The sequence below is a fragment of the bacterium genome, assembly GCA_035307765.1.
Lineage (GTDB): Bacteria > Sysuimicrobiota > Sysuimicrobiia > Sysuimicrobiales > Segetimicrobiaceae > Segetimicrobium.
Genome location: DATGHU010000039.1, coordinates 1 through 19,990, shown reverse-complemented (window position 1 = coordinate 19,990; position 19,990 = coordinate 1). Strand labels below are relative to the sequence as shown.

Here is a 19,990-nt window from a genome sequence, read left to right as displayed (position 1 = left end):
GGAGCGGCCGCACCAAGGCTACCGGTTGCAGGGGCGCACGCCAGCGTCGGTGTTCGCCGCTCGGAAGGCCAGTTGAATGATGACGACGCTCTTGGTTGGAGTGCAAAAGTGTCAACACCTCGTCCACACTGGACACTCTAGGAAGCGTCCCCGAGCAAGGTGCGAGCCCCCACCACCCGCCCGTCCCGCACGAACACCCTCGGCACGCGCCGGCTCACGCCGGCCAGCACCTCGTAGGGAATCGTCTGCGCCGCCTCCGCCACATCGGTGACGGGGAGGGTCTCTCCCCACAGCTCCGCGACGTCTCCGACCGACACGGGCAGGTCGGCGGCGTCGACCGTGCACTGGTCCATCGACACCCGACCGGCGATCCCGACGCGGGATCCCCCGAGGACCACCGTCCCCGTTCCGCCGGCCAGCCGCGGGTACCCGTCGCCGTACCCGACGGCGACCGTCGCGATCGTGGTCTCCCGCGGCGCCCGATACGCATGGCCGTAGCCGATCGGCGTCCCGGCGGCCACGCGCTTCACGTGGCCGACGCGCGCCAGGAACCGCATCACGGGCCGCAGCGGCACCTTCCCCGCCAGGTGCCTTGCCGGCGGAATCCCGTAGAGGGCGAGGCCCACCCGCACCAGATCGAGATGCGCCTCGGGGAGGGCCAGGAGGGCCGCGCTGTTTGCGGCGTGCCGAGTCCCGCAGGGCAGCCGCTGCGCCTCGAGGTCTCGGAGCACGCTCAGGAAGATCTCCCACTGCCGCCTCGCCGCCGCCAGGTCGGGCTCGTCCGCCGTCGCGAAGTGCGTACACACCCCCTCGACGAGGATCCCGCCGTAGGCGCTGATGTCTCGGATCAGCGCGGCGGCGTCGGCGGGGCTGACCCCGATCCGCCCCATCCCCGTGTCGATCTTGACGTGCACCGAGGCGGAGCGGCCGACTCGCGAGGCGGCCGCGCTGAGCGCGTGTGCCATCTCTCGCTGAAAGACGGTCACGGAGAGATCGTGCGCCACCGCCGTCTCCGCATCTTCGGGGGACGTGTAGCCGAGGAGCAGGATGGGCGCCCGAACGCCGGCGCGCCTGAGCTCCTGGCCTTCCTCCATCGTCGCCACGCCGAGCGACGCCGCGCCCGCCTCCACTGCCGCCCGGGCCACCTCACACGCCCCGTGGCCGTAGGCGTCCGCTTTGACCACCGCCATCATCCGAGCAGGTGCACGCAACGCCGCCCGCAGTGCGCGCATGTTGTCGCGAACCGCTCCCAGATCGATCTCGGCCCAGGCACGGTGCGTCGGCGGGGTCGGTCCCGAAGGGTCGACCCCGCTTGCGGCCTCGGGGTCACGGGACGGCACTGATGCCCTCATCGACCCGCCCTGATCGGACGTCGGCGAGCGCCCGCGGGATCTCATCGGCGACCTCGTGGGCCAGCAGCCCGAGCTCTCCGCGGGCAGCAGCGGCGAGGTTCCCCGCAAGCCCGTGCAGATAGGCCGCGCACGCCGCGGCCTCGAACGGGGGCAGCCCCGCACCCAAGAACGCCGCGACCGCCCCCGTGAGAACGTCCCCCATCCCCCCGGTCGCCATCGCCGGGTTGCCGGTGGGGATGATGGACGCACGCCCGTCCGGGGAGGCCACCACCGATCGAGCTCCCTTGAGAATGACGATCCCTCGCACGAGGCGCGCGGCCGCGCGGGCGCTTTGGAGACGGTCGCTCTCCACGTCCGGGACCCCGCGGCCCAGAAGGCGGGCCATCTCTCCCGGGTGCGGCGTGATCACCAACGGGCCCGGGAGATCGGCGAGCAGGCCGGCGGCGCCCTCGAAGGCGTTCAACCCATCCGCGTCCACAACGATCGGCCGCTCGATTTGCGGCAGCACTCGGCGCACGAGCGCGACAACCTCGGGATGCGTGGTCAGGCCCGGCCCCACGGCCACCACGTCGGATGCGGCAGCGAACTCGATCACGGCCTGACCGGCCTCCTCGCTCAGCGTGCCGGCGGCGGTTTCCGGCAGCGCCCGGGTCATCGCCTCGGGGAGCGCCGCCGGGAGCATCGCGGCCAGAGAGGCAGGGAGTCCCACGGTGACCAGTCCCGCGCCGGCCCGGATCGCCCCCCGGGCGGCGAGGACGGCGGCGCCGGCGAATCCCCGGGCCCCGGCGACGATCGCAATCCGACCGAACCGGCCCTTGTGACTGTCCGCGGGACGCCGGGGGAGCGTTCGATCCACCCACCGGGCGGTGGTCAGTGAAGTGGGGATCGCGGCCTCACGCACGAGGGCATCGGGAATCCCGATATCGGCGACGTATACGTGACCGGCGTGGGCCGCCGCAGGATACTGCATCGTCCCCACCTTTGGCAGGGCCATCGCGACCGTCGCCGCCGCCCGGATGCACGGCGGGTCGGCCCGCCCGCTGGCCGCATCCACCCCCGACGGGAGGTCGACGGCGAGGATCGGCGCGCCCGAGGCGTTGGCCGCCTCGATGACTCGGGCGGGGAGGCCACCGGCCGGACCGCGGAACCCCGTCCCGAAGATGGCGTCGATGATCAAGTCGGCCTCACCGAGGGTAGCCTCAAGAGCCGAAGGGACCAGCGAGGCCGCGTCCTCCAGGCTGACGCTCCGCTCCCGCAGCGCCTCGAGGTGCGTCGCGGGGAGCCCTCGGATCTCCTCGCGGGGGGCGAGCAGCACGACGCTGGTCGGGCCGTCGCCGGCGAGGTGGCGCGCGGCGACGAGCCCATCGCCGCCGTTGTTGCCCTTGCCGACCAGCACGACGACCCGGCGCCCTCCCGAGATCCGCAGCAGCGTGCGCGCCACCTCGGCCGTGCGGGCCCCCGCCTGCTCCATGAGGGCGGCGACGGAAATCCCGCACGCCTCCTGGCAGCGCCGTTCCAAGCCGGCCATCTCGGACGGCGTGGGCAGCTTCACCGCAGTCCCGACGGAGCGCTCTGCCGCGGACGACCCGTCACTCGGCAAGCGCCTGGGCGATGGCCATCAGGCGGGTGTGGGAGATCGCGAGCGACCAGGCGCGCACGCCCAGACGATCCGAGATTTCTGCCGCCCGCCCGCTGAGGTGGACCCCCGGCTTGCCCGACGGATCGGTCGTGATCTCGATCTCTCGCCACCCCACCCCGCGCCGGCCCTGGCCGAGGGCCTTCATCACGGCCTCCTTCGCCGCGAAGCGGCCGGCGAGCCGCTCCGCCGCGGCGGGGGACGTCCCGCCCCGGGCGAGCTCCGCGGGCGTGAATACCCGGTGGAGGAACGGCTCGCCCCACCGGGCCATGGCCCGACGGATGCGGTCCACCTCCACGATGTCCACCCCGAGTCCGCGGATCACGCGCGCGCCCCCACGGACCGCGGCGCACCCCGCACGACCCGCGACCGCGCCGACATCCGCGGGCGGGCCCACGGGTTACGGCGCCGGCTGCTCCGCCTCATCGACCAGCATCACCGGGATGTCGTCGCGGATTGGGTACCGGCGGCCGCACTTCGTGCAGATGATCCGGTCGTCGCGCTGCACGACGGGTGCCTTGCAGACCGGGCAGGCGAGGATTTCCAGCAGCTCCTTGTCGATCATGTTCGAGTGCTCCTTTCCACCCTGAACCATTCGACGGTCCGCCGAAGACCCTCCTCCAGCGACGTCCGCGGACGCCATCCCAGCGCCGACTCCGCCCGAGCGTTCCCAAGGAAGATCCGGTGCACCTCTCCCGGAATCGGGGGGCCATGCTCAGGCTCCACCGCCGCCCCCACCAGGGCGCGGAGCCGGGCGGCCAGGTCGTTGATCGACGTTTCCACCGCGGTGGCGATGTGCATCGGCGCGGCGATGGACCGCCCCAGGACGCGGAGGTTCGCGTCGGCCACGTCCCCGACGTAGACGAAATCCCGGGTCTGAGTCCCGTCCCCGAAGATCACCGGCCGCCGCCCGGCGAGCATAGCCTCCGCGAAGATCGCGATCACCCCGGCCTCGGTCGACGGATCCTGCCTCGGGCCGTAGACGTTGGCGTACCGGAAGGTCACCGTCTGGAGCCCGTGCATCCGCCGGTAGTAATCCACGCAGTGCTCGCCGAGGTACTTGTGCAGCCCGTACGGCGACGTCGGCAGAATCGGGGCCTCCTCGAGGACGGGCAGGGACGCGGGCTCCCCGTACAGCGCGCCGCCCGTGGACGCGAAGATGCACTGCCGTGCGCCGTGCCGGACAGCCAGGTCGAGGAGGCGGACCGTCCCGAGGACGTTGACCTCCGCATCGAAGACCGGATCCGCCAACGACCGGCGAACGTTCGCTTGGGCGGCGTGGTGGGAGATCACCTCCGGGCGCTCCGCCCGAAACACCTCGGCCAACCCCGGACCGCGGATGTCCTCCTGGTAGAAGCGGGCGGCGGGTGGAGTCCGGTTGGCCCCGCCCCCGAGGAGGGCATCGACCACGGCCACGTGGTGGCCGGCCCGGAGGTAGGCATCGGCAACGTGCGATCCGATAAACCCGGCCCCCCCGGTGACGAGCACTCTCACTCCACGGTCACGCTCTTCGCGAGGTTTCGGGGCTGATCGACATCGTGACCCCGCAGCCGGGCCATGTGGTAGCCCAGCAGCTGCAGCGGGATCGCCGCGAGGATCGGCGCGAGGAGGGGATCCACCGCCGGGAGGACGAGCAGTTCGTCGACGTGCGGCCGGAGCGCGTCCGCGGTGTTTTCGGTCGCCACTCCGACGATCTCCGCCCTCCGCGCCCGGACCTCCTGGACGTTGCTGACCGTCTTCTGGATCACATCGGGCTGGGTGCCCACGGCGATCACCACGACGCCCGGGACCACCAGGGCGAGCGTCCCGTGCTTGAGCTCACCGGCGGCGAGCGCCTCCGAGTGCACGTAACTGATCTCCTTCAGCTTCAGCGACCCCTCCATTGCCACCGGATAATCGAGCCCGCGGCCGATGAAGAAGGCGTGGTGCGTCGTCTGCAGCCGCTCGGCGAGCTTCACGATGGCGGGCTCGAGCGCGAGGGCGCCCTGTGCGCGCACCGGGAGGCTGCGCATCCCCTGGATCAGCTCCGCCACCCGGCCTGCCGGAAGCGTTCCCCGGACCTGCCCCAAGTAAATCGCCAGCATCGTCAGGGCGGCGAGCTGCGTGAGGTAGGCCTTCGTCGAACAGACGGCGATCTCGGGACCCGCACGCGTGTAGAGCACGTCGTCCGCTTCTCGGGCCAGCGTGCTGCCCACGACGTTCGCCACCGCCATCAGGCGCGCGCCCCGCGTCCGTGCCTCCCGGGCTGCCGCGAGCGTGTCGGCGGTCTCCCCGGACTGGCTGATCGCGGCGGCCAGGACCCGGTCGCCGATCAGCGGCGAGCGGTAGCGGAACTCGCTGCCCAGATCCGCCTCCGCCGGGACCCGGGCGAGCCGCTCGATCAGCGTCCGCCCGACCAACCCGGCGTGGTAGGCGGTCCCGCAGGCGACGATCCACACCTTGGCCAGGTCGCGAACGAATTCGGGAGTCAGGGTCACCCCGTCCAGGGCGATGCGGCGGTCATCGGGCAGCCGCCCCATCATCGTCTCCTGCAGCGCCCGCGGCTGCTCCAGGATCTCTTTGAGCATGAAGTGGGCGTGGCCGTCTTTTTCCGCGGCACCCGCGTCCCACGTCACCCGCATCGGCGGTCGGTCGATCCGCCCTCCACCGATGCGCGACAGCACGACGTCCCGTCGGGTCAGGACGGCAATCTCGCCGTCCTCGATGATGATCACGTCCCGTGTGTACGGCAGGAGCGCGGGGATGTCGGACGCCAGCAGCATCTCGTCGGCGCCCAATCCGATGATCAGGGGGCTGATCCGCCGCACGGCGACGATCTTGTCTGGCTCGTCCGCCGAGAGTACCACGAGGGCATAGGCGCCGGAGGCCTGTGCCACCGCGTGCTCGACCGCAGCGGCAAGGTCGCCTCGGTACGCTTCCTCGATGAGGTGCGCGAGCACCTCGGTGTCGGTGTCGGACCGGAACCGGTGGCCGCGAGCCACCAGGCCCTCTTTCAGAGGCAGGAAATTCTCGATGATCCCGTTGTGGATGACCACGACGCGACCGTGGCAGTCGCTGTGTGGGTGAGCGTTCTCATCCGACGGATGCCCGTGGGTCGCCCATCGCGTGTGCCCGATGCCGATCACCCCGCTAAGGGGTGAGCCTTCAACGATCCCCACCAATTGCGAGAGCTTTCCGGCGGACTTGCGCACTTCGATCCTGCCGTTGGTCACCACCGCCACGCCGGCGGAATCGTATCCCCGGTACTCCAGGCGGCGCAGTCCGTCGAGGAGCACGGGGACCGCCGACCGGCCCCCGATGAACCCCATGATGCCGCACATAGCTGCCTCCCGATCGCCCCGCACAGGACCGCGCAGGCATGGACCACCTAGACGATCGCTGTGGTGTGGGCGGAAGTTGGCAGCGGCAGAGATCGCTGCTCGCGGCGACGCGCAGGTGGGGAACCCATCGCACCACCCGCTGCCAAAGATATCAACTCGTCCCGGACGCCTTCTGTCCCCGGGGTCGCCCTCGGGTTTTGGCAGCGTCCTTGAGGCTGGACCGGCCTAGGGTCACCCGCCGAATAGGAGCCGCGCGGCCCCACTCGAGATCCCCTTCCTCGTCAACTCGCCCCCTATGCGGACCGGGGCGAGTTCCGGCGCTTCACTGCGGTCTGTTCCCCCTCACCTCCCCTCGGACTGCTTCGTCGACCTTGACCCGCGGCAGGGTCACCGTCTCCCGCCGAGGTCTGCCGCTACTTCGACGGAGGATCCGAGCGTCCTGCCCCCCGCCGCGGCGCCCCTTGTGGGATTCAACCCATTATTATTCCCCTCCGCCCAGCCCCTCAGCCGCGTCGCCGTTTGGGACCCCCGGCTCGGCCGCTCCCCCGAGCCGATGGGTCACCAACTCGGTGAGCTCGCGGGCGATCTCCTCCGCGATCCCCGCATCTTCGGACTCGGTCATGACGCGGACGAGCGGCTCGGTTCCGGAGGCCCGGATGAGGACCCGGCCGCGCCCTCCCAACCGCGCCTCGGCCTCCGCGACGGCGCGCAGGATCTCGGGATCGTCGGCCCAACGCTCGGGATGGACGACCCGCACGTTGAGCAGGACCTGCGGATACCGGACGAACGGAACCCGAAGCTCGTCCAGCCGCCGGCCGGAATCGAGCATCACGTTGACGAGTTCGACCGCGGTGACCAACCCGTCCCCGGTCGTGGCCCGGTCCAGGAAGATGACATGCCCGCTCTGTTCGCCGCCCACGCCTGCTCCGCTCGCCAGCATCCGCTCCAGGACGTATCGATCCCCCACGCGGACCCGATCCAGGTGAATGCCGGCGGCGCGGAGGACCCGCTCCAGGCCCAGATTGCTCATCACCGTCGCCACGACGAGGTTGCCAGGGAGTTCCGCACGGGCCTGGCGGTGGAGGGCGGTGATCCCCATGATCGCATCCCCGTCGACGAGGTGCCCGTGCCGGTCGGCGGCGATCGCCCGATCACCGTCCCCGTCGTGGGCGAAGCCCACGTCGGCGCCGTGCGCCCGCGCCGCCGATTGGATCACCTCGGGGTGGGTGGACCCGCACCCGGCGTTGATGTTGGTCCCGTCGGGAGCGGCGTGGATGGGAATGACCGTGGCGCCCAATCGCTCCCACAGGGCCGGGGCGACCTCGCTTGTCGCCCCGTTGGCGCAGTCCACGACGATGCGCCACCCCTCCAAAGTTGCGCGGGCGAGACCGGCAACGTATGCCAGGTAGCGTTCCCGGGCGTCGGGAACGTCGACGATCCTCCCGACCCGGCTGCCGATCGGTCGCGGCAGCGCCGCCGCACGGTCCAAAGCGCCCTCGATCTCCGCCTCGACCGAATCCGGCAATTTGAACCCGGTCGCCGAGAAAAACTTGACCCCGTTGTCCTCGACCGGGTTGTGGGACGCGGAGATGACGATGCCGGCGTGCACATCGAGCAGCCGGGTCAGGTAGGCGACGGCCGGGGTGGGAATCACGCCGAGCCGCAGCACATCGGCGCCGGCGGAGGCCATGCCCGCGGTGAGGGCGGCCTCGAGGAGATGACCCGAGATCCGCGGATCACGCCCGACGGCGAAACGGCCGCGGCCTCCGGGAGCGAGCACGAGCGCCGCCGCCCGTCCTACCCGGTCGACGAGCTCGGTGGAAAGGTCCGCATTGGCGATGCCCCTGATCCCGTCGGTCCCGAACAACCGCCCCACAGACCCTCACAACGACGACAGGATAACCACGACCTGGGCCGGCTGCACCGTCAGGACGCGGATCCCCGGCGGGAGAACCGCGCGCGGGCTTATCGTGTACTGGCCGGGCCCCCGCCCCGCCGCGCTGATCTCCGCGGTGACGGACTGCGCGGTGAGACCCCGCACCAGGTCTTGCGGCCCCTCGACCTGGACGTCCACGCGGTCGGGCATCACCCGGAAGGCGCCCCCCGCGGGCACGCCGATCACCCGCACCGCGACGCCGCGCAGGACCGTGGAGAGCAGCCCACGTCCAACCCGCACGGTCACCGTCACCTGCCTCGTGGACGCCGAGACCGCGGCCGGCAGCTGCAGGGCGACCCGGCGGACGAGGTCGCCATGCGCCCCCGTGACGTCGACGGGCGCGGTGGCGGCGTTCTCCACCCCCGTGAGCGCCGCGCTGGGGCCGGTGAGGGTCACGATCCCGGGAACCGTGGTCGCGCTGGTGACCGCGAGGGCCGGCTGGGGCGTGCCCACCAGGGTCGGCACCACGGGGACGACCTTGCTGATCACCGCTTCGCGGACGGCGAGGGTCATGTTGACGTTGCTGGGGGTCACCTTGACGCCCGTCACCGCCTGGCCGGTCGCATCGACGGGAGCGACCTGCAACGAGGCCACCACCTGCTGCCTCACCGCGGCGGTGTCGAAGTACACCAAGGCGTGGCGCACCTGGGCCACCTGGCGGGAAGGACCGTTCACGACCACCACGGACGGCGCCGTATGGGCCGCCCCCAGCGTGATCCCCTCGGGCGGGGCAGCGAGAAGGCTCACCTCGATGGGGAGCCGCTTCGAGGCCAAGGCGTCGAGCACAACCAGGATCGAGGCGGGCCGCTGATCGGCGACCCGCACGTCGGGCGGCGGGGTGATGATGACCGGGACCTCGGGATGATCTCCCGGTCCCAGCCCAGACAGGTCGGCATAGGCATCGACGAGCTTTGGCGTCAGCAGCGCGACCTGGGAGCGGGGCCCCTGAACCCGGATTGTCGCCTGCAGCGGTGTCCTCGCCGACGGCCGCATCACGACTTCATTGGGGTCGAGGTTGTGGAGCTGAATATCGACCTTCATCGATCGCGAAACCAGCGGGTTTTGGGCGGTGGCCACATAGAGCCACATCACGACGGCGATCGCCCCGGAGAGGAGCAGGTAGAGGGTCCGCTCGTCGAGGAAACGCTTCATTCGCCTCGACGCCTGGCCCACTGCCAGATTCCCGGAACCCGGACGGACATCGGGACGCGTACGGCGGGAACCCGAAACCCGGGCATGCGTATCGGCTGGGGAACGGTGAGGGCGAGGAGCGTCACTTTGAGCTCCTCCTCGGTCAGGCCGCGGGTCAGGCGGCCCTCCCGCGCCAGTGAGATCGTCCCGGTCTCCTCCGACACGACCACGGCGACCGCATCGGTTTCCTCGGTGATCCCGAGCGCTGCCCGGTGGCGCGTGCCAAGCGCCCGGCTGAGCCCGGGCCGCTCGGTCAGCGGGAGGAGACAGCCGGCGGCAACGACGCGGTTGCCGCGGATGATCAGGGCGCCGTCGTGCAGGGGGGTGTTCGGGAAAAAGATGCTGATCAGCAACTGAACCGTGGCGAGCCCGTCCACCCGAATCCCGGTTTCGATAAAATCCGCCAGTCCGACATTTCGTTCCAGAATGATCAGGGCGCCGATCTTCCGCGAGCCGAGGATCCGCGCCGCCCGCGCGACATCGTTCACGAGGCGGATCCGCGTTTCGCGATCGAGCCCGTGGGTGGTGATCCCGACGAGCGACACCCCGCCCCGACCCAACTGCTCGAGCATCCGGCGAAGTTCGGGCTGGAACAGCACGAGGAGGGCGATCGGCACCACCAGGCCGACCCGGCTGAGGAGCCACTGCAGCGTGTACAGCTGCAGGTACTGGCTGATCACATAGGCGGCGAACAGCACCGCCAGCCCGATGACCAGCTGCACCGCGCGGGTCCGGCGCACGAGCATGAGGATCTGAAAGATGATGAAGGTGACGACGAGGATGTCGACCAGATCCGATGGCCGGAACGTCGGCATCGCCAGGGGCATCGCGCTCAGAGCACCTCCGCCAGTAGGGCTTTCTGCGTATGCAGCCGGTTCTCCGCCTCGTCGAAGGTCACCGACCGGGGACCGTCCAGCACCTCGTCGGTGATCTCTTCCCCGCGGTGGGCCGGCAGGCAGTGCGTCACCACGGTGTGGGCCGGCGCATGCGCCAGAAGGGCGGCGTTCACCTGGAAGCGCTGAAACACCTCGCGCCGGGCGGCCGCAGAGGACTCCTGCCCCATGCTGGTCCACACGTCCGTATAGATCACGTCGGCCTCACGCACGGCGGCGACGGGATCCTCGATCGCGGCGAGCGCGCCCCCCGACGCCTTGGCCGCGGCCTGCCCCCAGCGGACCGTCTCGGCATCCAGGCGGTACGCCCCAGGGGTGGCAATCACGATCGACATCCCGAGCCTCGCCCCTCCGTAGATGAGGGACCGGAGGGTGTTGTTCCCATCCCCCACCCAGGCAAGTCGGACTCCCTCCAGCCGGCCAAACCGCTCCCGGATCGTCAGCAGGGCGGCGAGCGCCTGACAGGGATGCTCCCAATCGGAAAGCGCGTTGATCACGGGAATGTGGGCGTGCTCAGCGAGCGTCTCAACGGTCCCCTGGGCGAATGTTCGGGCGGCGATCGCGTCCACCCACCGGTCGAGGTTGCGCGCGACGTCGGCGGGGGTCTCACGGGTTCCCATCTGAATATCGTGCGGTCCGAGGTAGACCGCGTTCCCCCCCAGCTGGAACATTCCCGTCTCGAACGTGGTCCGGGTCCTGAGCGACGGCTTTTCGAACACAAGGGCCAGGGTTTTTCCGCGGAGGACCGGGGTGTGGGCTCCGGCCCGAACCTGGGCTTTGAGCTCCACGGCGCGCTCGAGGATGCCGCGCAGCTCGTCGGGGTCGAGATCCCGGACGCTCAAGTAATCACGCCCGCGCACGGTCGGCATCGGTCCCTCCACAGCGCCCCGCGTCCCCTCCCCGGCGCGAGCGAAAAAGGGGCGCGGCCCGCGCCCCATGTCATGTTCGCCGGTCCGCTGGAGGGCTCCTGTCCGGGCAAGAACGCCCTGCTCCCGCAAGGGAGATCACGGAGAGAGTCCCCCCGAAGGTGGGAAGCTCGTGCAGATAAGATGGTGCCCGCCGGGACGATCGGTGAGACCGGGGCGACCTGGGGCCTACCGCTTCGAGTACTGGAAGCCCTTCCGTGCCCGCTTGTGACCGTACTTCTTCCGTTCCTTGGTGCGCGGATCCCGGGTCAAGAACCCGGCCTTCCGGAGCGGGGAGCGAAGTTCGGCGTCGAACGCCAGCAGCGCGCGCGCGATGCCGTGGCGCACCGCCCCGGCCTGCCCGTGCACGCCCCCGCCGGTGACGTGGGCGACGATATCGAACCGTCCCTCGGCGTTGGCGACGACCAAGGGCTGTCGGATCACCGTTTGCACGGGCCCCTTCGGGAAGTATTGCTCGGCCGGGCGGCCGTTCACGACGATGCTGCCGGTTCCGGGGATCATCCGGACCCGGGCGATCGCTTCCTTCCGGCTCCCGGAGGTCATGATCGGAGCTGTCCCTTCCATCACGCGTCACGCTCCCGCTCTGGCCGCGGATCGAGCACCGCCGGCTGCTGGGCGGCGTGGCGGTGTTCCGTGCCCCGGTACACCCGCATCTTCCGCAGGCACTCCCGCCCCAGCGGGGTCTTCGGCAGCATCCCCCGAACGGCCTCCCGAATGACGGTCTCCGGGTGGCGCTTCAGCATATCCCCGGCGACGGTCGTGCGGAGCCCGCTAGGATACCCGGAATGGTGAAAATATTTCTTCTGCTCGGCCTTCCGCCCGGTCAGGCGGATCTTGTCGGCGTTTACGACAATGACGTGATCCCCCCCCACGTACGGGGTAAACGTCGGGCGCGCCTTGCCCCGGAGGACCGACGCGATCCGGCTGGCCAGCCGCCCAAGGATCTGATCCTTGGCGTCTACGACAAACCACCGGCCCGGCTCCTTGGGGGAGGCCATCATCGTTCGCATCAGTCTTCCTCCAGCTGTTGACCGCGAATCCGCGAGAGAAGAAATGTGTGGCCGCCGCTGATGTGACGGCCACGGCTTCTTATTCTATGATGTGCGGGGTGATGTGTCAACCGGCGCCAGGACGCACGGCGAACTCTCCCGAAGACATCCTCGCATGGTATGGTTCCGCGTCACCGCACCGCTTGCCGTGTTTGCCCTGCTCACCTGGGCGGCGTCCTTCCCCACAGCGCATCGGTGGGATGGGTACGTCACGGCCTGGATCCAGCGGGCCGCACCGTTCCCCGATCTCCCCGCTGCGGTGCTCGTCTTCCTCGGCAACGGTGAGGTGGTCATCTCGATCCTCGTCCTGACCGCGGCGTATCTCTGGAGGCGGGAGCGGGAACGCGGGATCGCCGCTCTCGGGATCGCTGGGGGAATCGCCGTCCTAGGGCTCCTGGGCCTCGGGTTGAAACACCTGATCGTCCACCCGGGCCCGCCCCTGCCCTATCAGCGAGGCGTCCTTCAGTGGGGGATCTCCGTGGGGACCCCGTACAGCTTCCCATCGGGACACACGCTCAGGACCACCCTCCTCGCGGGAACGGTGTTCCGCCGGGTTCCGTGGCTGGCGGTTGCCCTGCTCGCGACGATGATGAGCGCCCTCATCTACCTGGGCTACCACTGGCTCTCAGACGTGCTGGGAGGTTTGTGCCTGGGGTGGGCGTCGGTCGAGGTCGCGCGAGCGATTACGACAGCTCGATCTCCGAGCTATCGCCGAGGTTGATCCGCCCGCGGCGGCCGGTGACCGCAGCGTTTTCGCCGATGATCGACTCCTCCAAGAGCACGCTCTCCACCCGGGCGTGCGCGTTGATGATGCTGTCGCGGATCACGGCGTTGGTCACCCGGGCTCCCTCCGCGACCGTCGCATACGGACCGAGCACCGATCCCTCCACGACCGCGGTTTCGGCGATCGCCGACGGAGGGATGACCACCGATCCCGGAATCTCCACGACGGGCGGGGGGGCATGATCGAGCAGCGCGCGGTTGGCCCGCAGCAACGCCTCGGGCGTGCCGCAATCGTACCACTCGTCGACGGGGAAGGTCTGGAGCCGCTCGCCGGAGTCGATCATAATCTGCAAGGCATCCGCCAACCAGTACTCTCCGTTCTCAATCCGGCGGTCGTCCACCAACCGCTCCAGCGCCCGCCGGAACGGAGCCGGCTGCTGAATCATGTAGACGCCGACAGCCGCCAGGTCGCTGGGGGGGACGGCGGGCTTCTCCCAGAGATGCCGGACGATGCCGTCGCCGTCAAGCTCCACGACACCGAACGCACGCGGATCGGCCACCCGGTGAACTCCGATGGCCGAGTGGGGAAGCGCGGCCGCGGCCCGCAGGTCCGCCTGGACGACCGTATCCCCGAAGACAATCAGCGTCGGGCCGGTGAGATGCTCGCGCGCCACGTAAATCGCGTGCCCGTTCCCCATCGGTTCATCCTGGTAGACAAAGTGGGCGCGAAACGGGTATCGTTCCCGGACATACTCCTCGACTTTTTCCGCGAGATACCCGACGACAAACACGATCTCCTCAACCCCGAGATCCTTCAAATCATCGAGGATATAGGCGAGGATCGGCTTTCCTGCCACGTTCATCAACACCTTGGGCTGCGTGTGGGTGTGGGGCCTGAGGCGCTTGCCCCGCCCGGCGACCGGGATAATGGCGTTCACGGTGGGCTCAGCCCTCGCGGAAGAGACTCATCAGCCTTCGCTGCATCTCGGAGCCGACTTCGTTGACGTCCTTGATCGTGTCCACCCCTCGCCAGTACGCCTGAGACTTGTAGGCGCCTAACCGCCCGGCCTTGACCAGAGCCGGAAACGTGGTGGTTTCGTGATCGCCCCGCTCGGGCAGATGGTCGCGAATGGCCGGTGATAACACGTAGACTCCGGCATTGATCCAGTACGGCAACTCCGGCTTCTCCCGAAAGTGCGTCACACGATCATCGCCGTCGATCTCCACGATCCCGTAGGGGCTCACAAAAGGCGTCAGGACAACCGTCGCCAGCATCTTCCGGGCTCGGTGGGTCTCGAGCACCGGAGACAGGCGGAGATTGGTGATCACATCGCCATTGGTCGCGATCACCGCATCTTCGCTCTCCGGCACCTGGCGCAGGGCCAGTCGAAGCGCCCCGCCTCGACCGAGTGGCTCACGCTCCACGGCGTACACGATCCGCAAGCTCAATCGCTCCCCATCATTGAAGTAGGTCTCGATGACCTCGTGGCGGTAACCGCACGAGATGACGACATCCGTCACTCCCTGCCCCTGCAGCCACTGCAACTGATAGTCGAGCATGGGGATTCCGACGATCTCCACCATCGGCTTCGGCCGGTCCTCGGTGAACGGGCGTAGCCGCTCTCCCTTTCCACCCGCGAGCACTACTGCGTACACCTTATCCCCCTCACAAGATTCCGGCCTCCCTCGAAACATCGATTCCAGTATACTCCGATGCCAGCGGGTTCAGCACACACGCGTCGAGGGCCATGTGGTTGTGGAAGCTACCGCGCGGCCATCGGGGTGACCTGATCCTTGAGGTACTCGGAGGCTTGATATGTCGGCACGAGCGTGCGGAGAGTCTCCAGCAGACCGCCAAGATCATGCACCTTGATCATCTCCTCAAAAGAAGCAATGTGGGTAAAGAGGGCCTCGGGAGACAGCGTCGGCGTCCCTCTGGCGATAAAGATTCGTTTATGCGGGGTGGCCACGGTCCCCTCCTCCGCGGCAAGCAGGTCTTCGTGCTCCTTCTCACCCGGCTCGGGTTCCGCCAGGACGATGGGTACGTCCGTCTCGGGCTCGAGCCCCGAAAGGCGAATCAACTCTCTGGCCAAGTCTACGATGTACACGGGCTCTCCCATGTCGAGGACGTGGATCTCCCCTCCTCGCCCCGCCACCCCAGCCTGGAGGACGAGGAGCACCGCCTCCGAGACCGCCATGAAGTACCGCCGCATATTCGGCCCACGGATGGTCAGCGCCTCTCCGCGGCGGATCTTCTCCTGAAAAAGGGGAATCACACTCCCGCGACTGCCCAGCACATTTCCGAACCGTACCACCAGGTATCGCGTCGCACCGCGGCCATTGAGGGCGAGACAGATCTGCTCGGCCACCCGTTTGGTCGCCCCCATCACCGAGCGCGGGTTCACCGCTTTGTCTGTCGAAATGAGCACAAACTTTTCCACCCCGACCTCACCGGCAACCATGGCGACGACGCGCGTCCCTAGGATATTGGTGGAGACGGCCTGTTCGGGATGCCGCTCCATCAAGCCTACATGCTTGTACGCCGCGGCGTGGAACACGACGTGGGGGGTGGCTTCGCGAAAAGCGCCCCGCACACCGGCCACATCGCGCACATCCACCAGAAGCGTCCTCGCCCGCTGGCCGAGTCGCCGCATCTCCTGTTCCACATAAAACAGGCCGGTCTCGTCGCAGTCCATGAGCGCAATTTCTCTCGGGTGAAAGCGAACGATCTGCCGACACAGCTCAGCTCCGATTGACCCGCCGGCGCCGGTGACCAATACGGTCCGATCTCGGAACCATTGCTCGATCGCGATCGTGTCGATCACGACCATCTCACGACCCAACAGGTCAGCCAGTTGCACCTCCCGCAGATCCGAGAAGCTCACCCGGCCGTCGAGGATCCGATCGAGTCCGGGGATGATGCGGATCTCTTTCACTCCCACCTCGCGAGCGGCGGAGATAATACCTCGAATCGACCGGGATGTGGCTGAGGGAATCGCGATCAGAAGGGCGTCGACGCGGTGGTCGCGGACGATGCGAGACAGACATGCACGATCACCTAGCACCCGCAGGCCGTTGATCACCGTGCCCAACTTCGCGGGGTCGTCATCGACAAAACCGACCGGAGCATACTCTGCCCCAGGGGTGTAGCGGAGGGATCGAGCGAGCTGCTCTCCGGCCACCCCTGCCCCCACAATCAGTGCCGGCCGGCCGCCCCTCTGGTACGGATGCGTCATGTGTTGGTACACCCTCGGCCCAATGCGGAAAGCCCCTACCGCATGGAGGGTGATGATGTAGTCGAGCAAGAGCACCGAGCGGGGGAACCCTCCAAGGAATCGGGTCTCCTTCAGCAGGAACACGAACAACCAGAATACGATCGATCCCAGCGTGACCCCACGAAACACCACAACCATTTCTTCCAATCCGACCTGCGCCCAGCTCAACGAATACAGCCCTTGCCAGGCGAAGATCGTGATCTTTGCGATGAGACTGATGGCAATGGCTACGGGCAATTGCCTTGCGACATCGGGGCGGATGGCGCCGTCAAACCGCAACAACGCCGCAGCGACCAGCGACAGCGCCAGCAACACGCTGTCGCCCAAGAGGAAGTAGACCATTCTTCTAGGCAGCATGTTCGGACCCCGGATTGACCGGGCACCCAAGCCGAGATCGTTGGCCACATCCCGATGCCCTATACATCCCTCCATCCCCCTGGCCGACCGTCGCTGGAGCGAATATCACAGAGGAGCGCGTTCGTAGCTGCGGCCTATTCCCGCGTGAGTCTCTCCAGGCCATGAGCTTGATACTCGTTTCTAGACAATGCCTGCAATTCCTCGCGCTACCACGCGATGACACCAGGCGGGATGTGTCCGCCATCGTCCCGCACCCGTCCTTCCCTTTCAGTCAAAAGCCCTTTGGCTATGGGGCATCTGTCGTGCGCAATTCCGGACCGGTCCCGCACACGTCAGGGGTCACCCGCTCCACGCCTTTGGCTGAATTGTTCCGAGATACTTCACCCGCAGGACCGGCACGCACGCAAGCAGTGGATAGAGCAGCGATGTCCATCGGCCTAGTCGCCGCACCAGGGGTGGCACCACCGTGATCGATCGAAGTACGATCCGGCACCCTGGAAAGAGCCTGCGTATCGCCCGCGGGGTGTACCCGCGGACATTCGGGTTCCAGGGGTTCCCATAACGATTATCGCACCAAATGATCATTCCCGATGGCCGCAGGACACGCCGCAGTTCGGCCGCGATCAGTTTGGCGATGGTCTCATCTAAGATCGAACTGAAGAGCACGTTGCAAATGAGCACGTCAAAGAAGCGATCGGGGAACGGCAGGGCTCTAGCATCGGCACAGGAGAGATGCATCTGAGGGTAGCGTGTCCGTGCGAGCTCGATCTGCTCTTCGCGCAGGTCCACGCCGTGGAGACGCGTCTCTTGAGCCCCGCATTGGGAGAGCCACCCCAACGTCCCAGCGGATCCACACCCGACGTCCAAGATCCTCGCCTCTCCCAGCTGCACCTGTCCTCCCGTGAGGAGCGCCAGGATTGCGGAATTGAGCTCCTCGCGTATCAACGCGTTTCCCCGATTCCGCGGGTCCCACTTCCCCAGCGTGCGCGGATCCGCATAATAGCGTGCGTAGACCGCGCGGACCCTCTCCACCTCGGCGTCGGCTGAGGGGGCCGAACCTCGATCGTCGATGTGATCATCCATCGCGCTGTCCAACGTCACATCATCCTTCGGATCGATAGGCGAAGATTCGACGACCACCGATTGCTTGAGCCACCCCTACACCCACCCCCAGGTTCATCAGGCAAAATGCGTAGATGGTGGAGACGATGGGGACCCGGATGCGATTACGATCAAGCACATGACCAAGCCCTGCGCTCGCGTAGAAGAGAGCTTGCAAGCCGAACGTGAGACGATAAAAGGGCCGATCCACCAGGGCCGCATTCGACGCCAGCATTGAGAGCAGCAAGTACGGCGTCAACCAGCGCAGGAGTTTGTGTGAAATGATTGCCCAGGAAATCCCCGGGAATCGAAATGGATTGAGCAAATGCCTCCGACTGAGGGTCCCCGCAAAGCTGCGCAGGGTCATTCGTGTTCGGGTCCGCAGTTCAGCGCCCGGGGACGAAATGCGCGGCTCGTAGGCGATCGCGTCAGGCTGAAATACCACGCGGTATCCAAGGGAGACGATATCCAGTGGCACAATGCAATCCTCCCCATACTGAGCGTCCATAGGTCTGAAGAGGCCTCGCCGGACCGCCAAGCATGCTCCGCTCCCCCAAGCCAGAATACCGAGTAAGCTCTCCTCCCGCCACAAGAAGCGCTCAAACCGCCAGTAGACATCACTCCCCGCAGCAATCGCCGAGTTGTGCGGGTTTACCCAGAGAAGCCCCCCCACGACACACCCCACCTTAGGATCGATAAGGGGGTTGGTAATGTGCTCAAGGATGTGCGCATCGAATTTCGTGTCCACATCGGAAAAAAGGATGACGTCGCTCTTGGACTCCCGCACAGCGGCATTCTGCGCAGCGGTTTTACCCCCACGACTCTCTTGCGCGCTCACTCGAATATTCTCGTACCTCCGCGCGAACTCACACGCCACGCGCACCGTTCCGTCCGTGGATCCGTCGGACGCGACGAGAATCTCAAGCCTATCGCGCGGATAAGACAGGCTGAGGCAATTCTCAAGCCTATCCGCCAGCCCCGCTTCCTCATTGTGCACAGCGATAACGATCGTGACGGTGGGGCACAAATCCTCTGCCGTCCGCAGAGGAGCGTCCCTATGCCTCTTCCTCGCATGGCTCATGGCCCACAGCAGTGCCGGGTATGCGCACCATACGTAGGTGACCAGTACGACACACGCCCAGAAACAGACAGTCGCCACCGTCATCGCCGCGTAGCCCGCTCCTCCCCGCTTCGTCAACAAGCCCGGCCGACGTTGACTGGCCGGCGGAGTAGCAATCGACCCATCTCCCACCAAATCGGGTCAGGCCTCGGGATGAGGAGCGGGCGCGCCCCGCGTCCCAAGTGTCGCCTCCAGCATGGCCAGGATCCCCCAGATGAGCAGCACGAAGAATACTCCCCCCGACCACAGAATGACCTGTAGCGGTCTATAACTCAACGTCGAAAAGACGTACAGCAGAAAGGCGTACACCGCGAGACTGGTAATGGTCTTCCGGTGCCTGACGAGCCAGATCTGAAGCAACTGCATGACGACTCCGGCCAGCACACCGCCGAGCATGACGCCCGGCACGCCAAAATTGACGTAGAAATCACCGATAAACGGGCCACTGGCGGTCGCATCCACAGGCGCGCCCGGCCACGGTATTCGTACGACGTATCTGGGCAAATCAAAGTACCCCTGTCCGGTTAGCCAGGCAAAAATCGGGCTCGTCCGCCCGTGCAGGTAGCCAATATGCCCCGGCACCAGCTGGAAATAAAGATACTGAATGTATGCGGGCGTGTAAAAAAGCCGCACACCGATCAACCTCAGCGCATACAAAACATCTGTGTGATAGAGCGCGACGGTGATCGCCACGGGAAACACCAAGACCACCCCCAGCGACCAGAGAACGAAGTTCCTCCCCACCCGCCCCTTTCGGTACAAATACAACGTAGCGAGGGCGACAACAAGGATCACGGCGATCCCGCTCCGAGCGCCGGAGGCGCCAGCGGACACCGCGCCGCCGCAGGCCGTCAACACCAAGAGCACCAACCACGCGATTGTACGCGTATGCAACCAAGACCCGAAGGCGATGGCAACAAGGGATGGATAGACCACCTCGATCAAGACGGCATACGCGTAACGCAGCGGGGAATTCAATGCGACCAATGAGTGGATCCGAAGTTGGTCAAAGCCCCGGCCGTGAAGCTTCAGCAGCTCAACGAGCGGGATGGCTCCGACACTCGAAAGGAGATCCCGGAAATAGAGGATGGATAGCCCGAGGGAACCCGCG

The 19,990-nt window shown here is 67.3% G+C and carries 19 protein-coding genes; 1 reads left to right on the top strand and 18 read right to left on the bottom strand.

The window, feature by feature from the left end:
- Positions 1–137: 137 nt before the first annotated feature.
- The 12 genes from alr to rplM form a co-directional block, all read right to left on the bottom strand.
- A complete protein-coding gene (gene alr, locus VKV57_13280) occupies positions 138–1,340 on the bottom strand; it encodes an alanine racemase (GenBank protein HLW60879.1) in 1,203 nt (400 codons plus the stop codon).
- Complete coding sequence (locus tag VKV57_13275) at positions 1,327–2,904, bottom strand: NAD(P)H-hydrate dehydratase (GenBank protein ID HLW60878.1); 1,578 nt, start codon at positions 2,902–2,904, stop codon at positions 1,327–1,329. The genes alr and VKV57_13275 overlap by 14 nt, the downstream gene beginning before the upstream one ends.
- A 37-nt stretch (positions 2,905–2,941) precedes the next feature.
- Entirely contained in the window at positions 2,942–3,313 is a 372-nt protein-coding gene (gene acpS / locus VKV57_13270; GenBank protein HLW60877.1) for a holo-ACP synthase, read from the bottom strand.
- 75 nt (positions 3,314–3,388) lie between these two features.
- Entirely contained in the window at positions 3,389–3,553 is a 165-nt protein-coding gene (locus VKV57_13265; protein HLW60876.1) for a Trm112 family protein, read from the bottom strand.
- Positions 3,550–4,476 (bottom strand): NAD-dependent epimerase/dehydratase family protein, encoded by a 927-nt coding sequence (locus VKV57_13260; protein HLW60875.1) that lies wholly within the window; start codon positions 4,474–4,476, stop codon positions 3,550–3,552. The genes VKV57_13265 and VKV57_13260 overlap by 4 nt, the downstream gene beginning before the upstream one ends.
- 2 nt (positions 4,477–4,478) lie before the next feature.
- Entirely contained in the window at positions 4,479–6,308 is a 1,830-nt protein-coding gene (gene glmS, locus VKV57_13255) for a glutamine--fructose-6-phosphate transaminase (isomerizing) (GenBank protein HLW60874.1), read from the bottom strand.
- A 481-nt stretch (positions 6,309–6,789) separates the two neighbouring features.
- Entirely contained in the window at positions 6,790–8,184 is a 1,395-nt protein-coding gene (gene glmM, locus VKV57_13250; protein ID HLW60873.1) for a phosphoglucosamine mutase, read from the bottom strand.
- A 6-nt stretch (positions 8,185–8,190) separates the two neighbouring features.
- Positions 8,191–9,396 (bottom strand): CdaR family protein, encoded by a 1,206-nt coding sequence (locus VKV57_13245; GenBank protein HLW60872.1) that lies wholly within the window; start codon positions 9,394–9,396, stop codon positions 8,191–8,193.
- Positions 9,393–10,262, bottom strand: a complete 870-nt coding sequence (cdaA, locus tag VKV57_13240; protein ID HLW60871.1) for a diadenylate cyclase CdaA — start codon at positions 10,260–10,262, stop codon at positions 9,393–9,395. The genes VKV57_13245 and cdaA overlap by 4 nt, the downstream gene beginning before the upstream one ends.
- A gap of 5 nt (positions 10,263–10,267) precedes the next feature.
- Positions 10,268–11,197 (bottom strand): ornithine carbamoyltransferase, encoded by a 930-nt coding sequence (argF, locus tag VKV57_13235; protein HLW60870.1) that lies wholly within the window; start codon positions 11,195–11,197, stop codon positions 10,268–10,270.
- A gap of 225 nt (positions 11,198–11,422) precedes the next feature.
- Complete coding sequence (gene rpsI / locus VKV57_13230) at positions 11,423–11,818, bottom strand: 30S ribosomal protein S9 (GenBank protein HLW60869.1); 396 nt, start codon at positions 11,816–11,818, stop codon at positions 11,423–11,425.
- On the bottom strand, positions 11,818–12,264 hold the full coding sequence (gene rplM / locus VKV57_13225) for a 50S ribosomal protein L13 (GenBank protein HLW60868.1): 447 nt from the start codon (positions 12,262–12,264) through the stop codon (positions 11,818–11,820). Before rplM ends, rpsI begins: the two co-directional genes overlap by 1 nt.
- A 154-nt stretch (positions 12,265–12,418) precedes the next feature.
- Between rplM and VKV57_13220 the strand changes: the two genes are divergently transcribed.
- Complete coding sequence (locus VKV57_13220; protein HLW60867.1) at positions 12,419–13,024, top strand: phosphatase PAP2 family protein; 606 nt, start codon at positions 12,419–12,421, stop codon at positions 13,022–13,024.
- Here the strand turns inward: VKV57_13220 and VKV57_13215 are convergent.
- The 6 genes from VKV57_13215 to VKV57_13190 all read right to left on the bottom strand — a co-directional run.
- Complete coding sequence (locus VKV57_13215) at positions 12,987–13,964, bottom strand: sugar phosphate nucleotidyltransferase (GenBank protein HLW60866.1); 978 nt, start codon at positions 13,962–13,964, stop codon at positions 12,987–12,989. The genes VKV57_13220 and VKV57_13215 overlap by 38 nt on opposite strands.
- 7 nt (positions 13,965–13,971) lie before the next feature.
- Positions 13,972–14,682, bottom strand: coding sequence for a nucleotidyltransferase family protein (locus VKV57_13210; protein ID HLW60865.1), 711 nt, complete (start codon positions 14,680–14,682; stop codon positions 13,972–13,974).
- Between the two features lie 107 nt (positions 14,683–14,789).
- Positions 14,790–16,658 carry a nucleoside-diphosphate sugar epimerase/dehydratase gene (locus tag VKV57_13205; GenBank protein ID HLW60864.1) on the bottom strand — a complete coding sequence of 623 codons (1,869 nt, stop codon included), beginning with the start codon at positions 16,656–16,658 and terminating at the stop codon, positions 14,790–14,792.
- Between the two features lie 339 nt (positions 16,659–16,997).
- Positions 16,998–17,753: a class I SAM-dependent methyltransferase gene (locus tag VKV57_13200; protein HLW60863.1), complete on the bottom strand. Its 756-nt coding sequence runs from the start codon at positions 17,751–17,753 to the stop codon at positions 16,998–17,000.
- A 7-nt stretch (positions 17,754–17,760) separates the two neighbouring features.
- Positions 17,761–18,840, bottom strand: a complete 1,080-nt coding sequence (locus VKV57_13195) for a glycosyltransferase (GenBank protein HLW60862.1) — start codon at positions 18,838–18,840, stop codon at positions 17,761–17,763.
- A gap of 180 nt (positions 18,841–19,020) precedes the next feature.
- Positions 19,021–19,990, bottom strand: a 970-nt coding sequence (locus tag VKV57_13190) for an O-antigen polymerase (GenBank protein ID HLW60861.1), incomplete at its 5' end; no start/stop codon positions are given.

Excerpts from the sequence above, each read along its gene's own strand:
- VKV57_13205 (HLW60864.1), bottom strand. The coding sequence starts at position 16,658 with ATGCTGCCTAGAAGAATGGTCTACTTCCTCTTGGGCGACAGCGTGTTG.
- VKV57_13195 (HLW60862.1), bottom strand. The coding sequence starts at position 18,840 with ATGAGCCATGCGAGGAAGAGGCATAGGGACGCTCCTCTGCGGACGGCA.
- rplM (HLW60868.1), bottom strand. The coding sequence starts at position 12,264 with ATGCGAACGATGATGGCCTCCCCCAAGGAGCCGGGCCGGTGGTTTGTC.
- rpsI (HLW60869.1), bottom strand. The coding sequence starts at position 11,818 with ATGGAAGGGACAGCTCCGATCATGACCTCCGGGAGCCGGAAGGAAGCG.
- VKV57_13265 (HLW60876.1), bottom strand. The coding sequence starts at position 3,553 with ATGATCGACAAGGAGCTGCTGGAAATCCTCGCCTGCCCGGTCTGCAAG.
- VKV57_13245 (HLW60872.1), bottom strand. The coding sequence starts at position 9,396 with ATGAAGCGTTTCCTCGACGAGCGGACCCTCTACCTGCTCCTCTCCGGG.
- argF (HLW60870.1), bottom strand. The coding sequence starts at position 11,197 with ATGCCGACCGTGCGCGGGCGTGATTACTTGAGCGTCCGGGATCTCGAC.
- glmS (HLW60874.1), bottom strand. The coding sequence starts at position 6,308 with ATGTGCGGCATCATGGGGTTCATCGGGGGCCGGTCGGCGGTCCCCGTG.
- cdaA (HLW60871.1), bottom strand. The coding sequence starts at position 10,262 with ATGCCCCTGGCGATGCCGACGTTCCGGCCATCGGATCTGGTCGACATC.
- VKV57_13220 (HLW60867.1), top strand. The coding sequence starts at position 12,419 with ATGGTATGGTTCCGCGTCACCGCACCGCTTGCCGTGTTTGCCCTGCTC.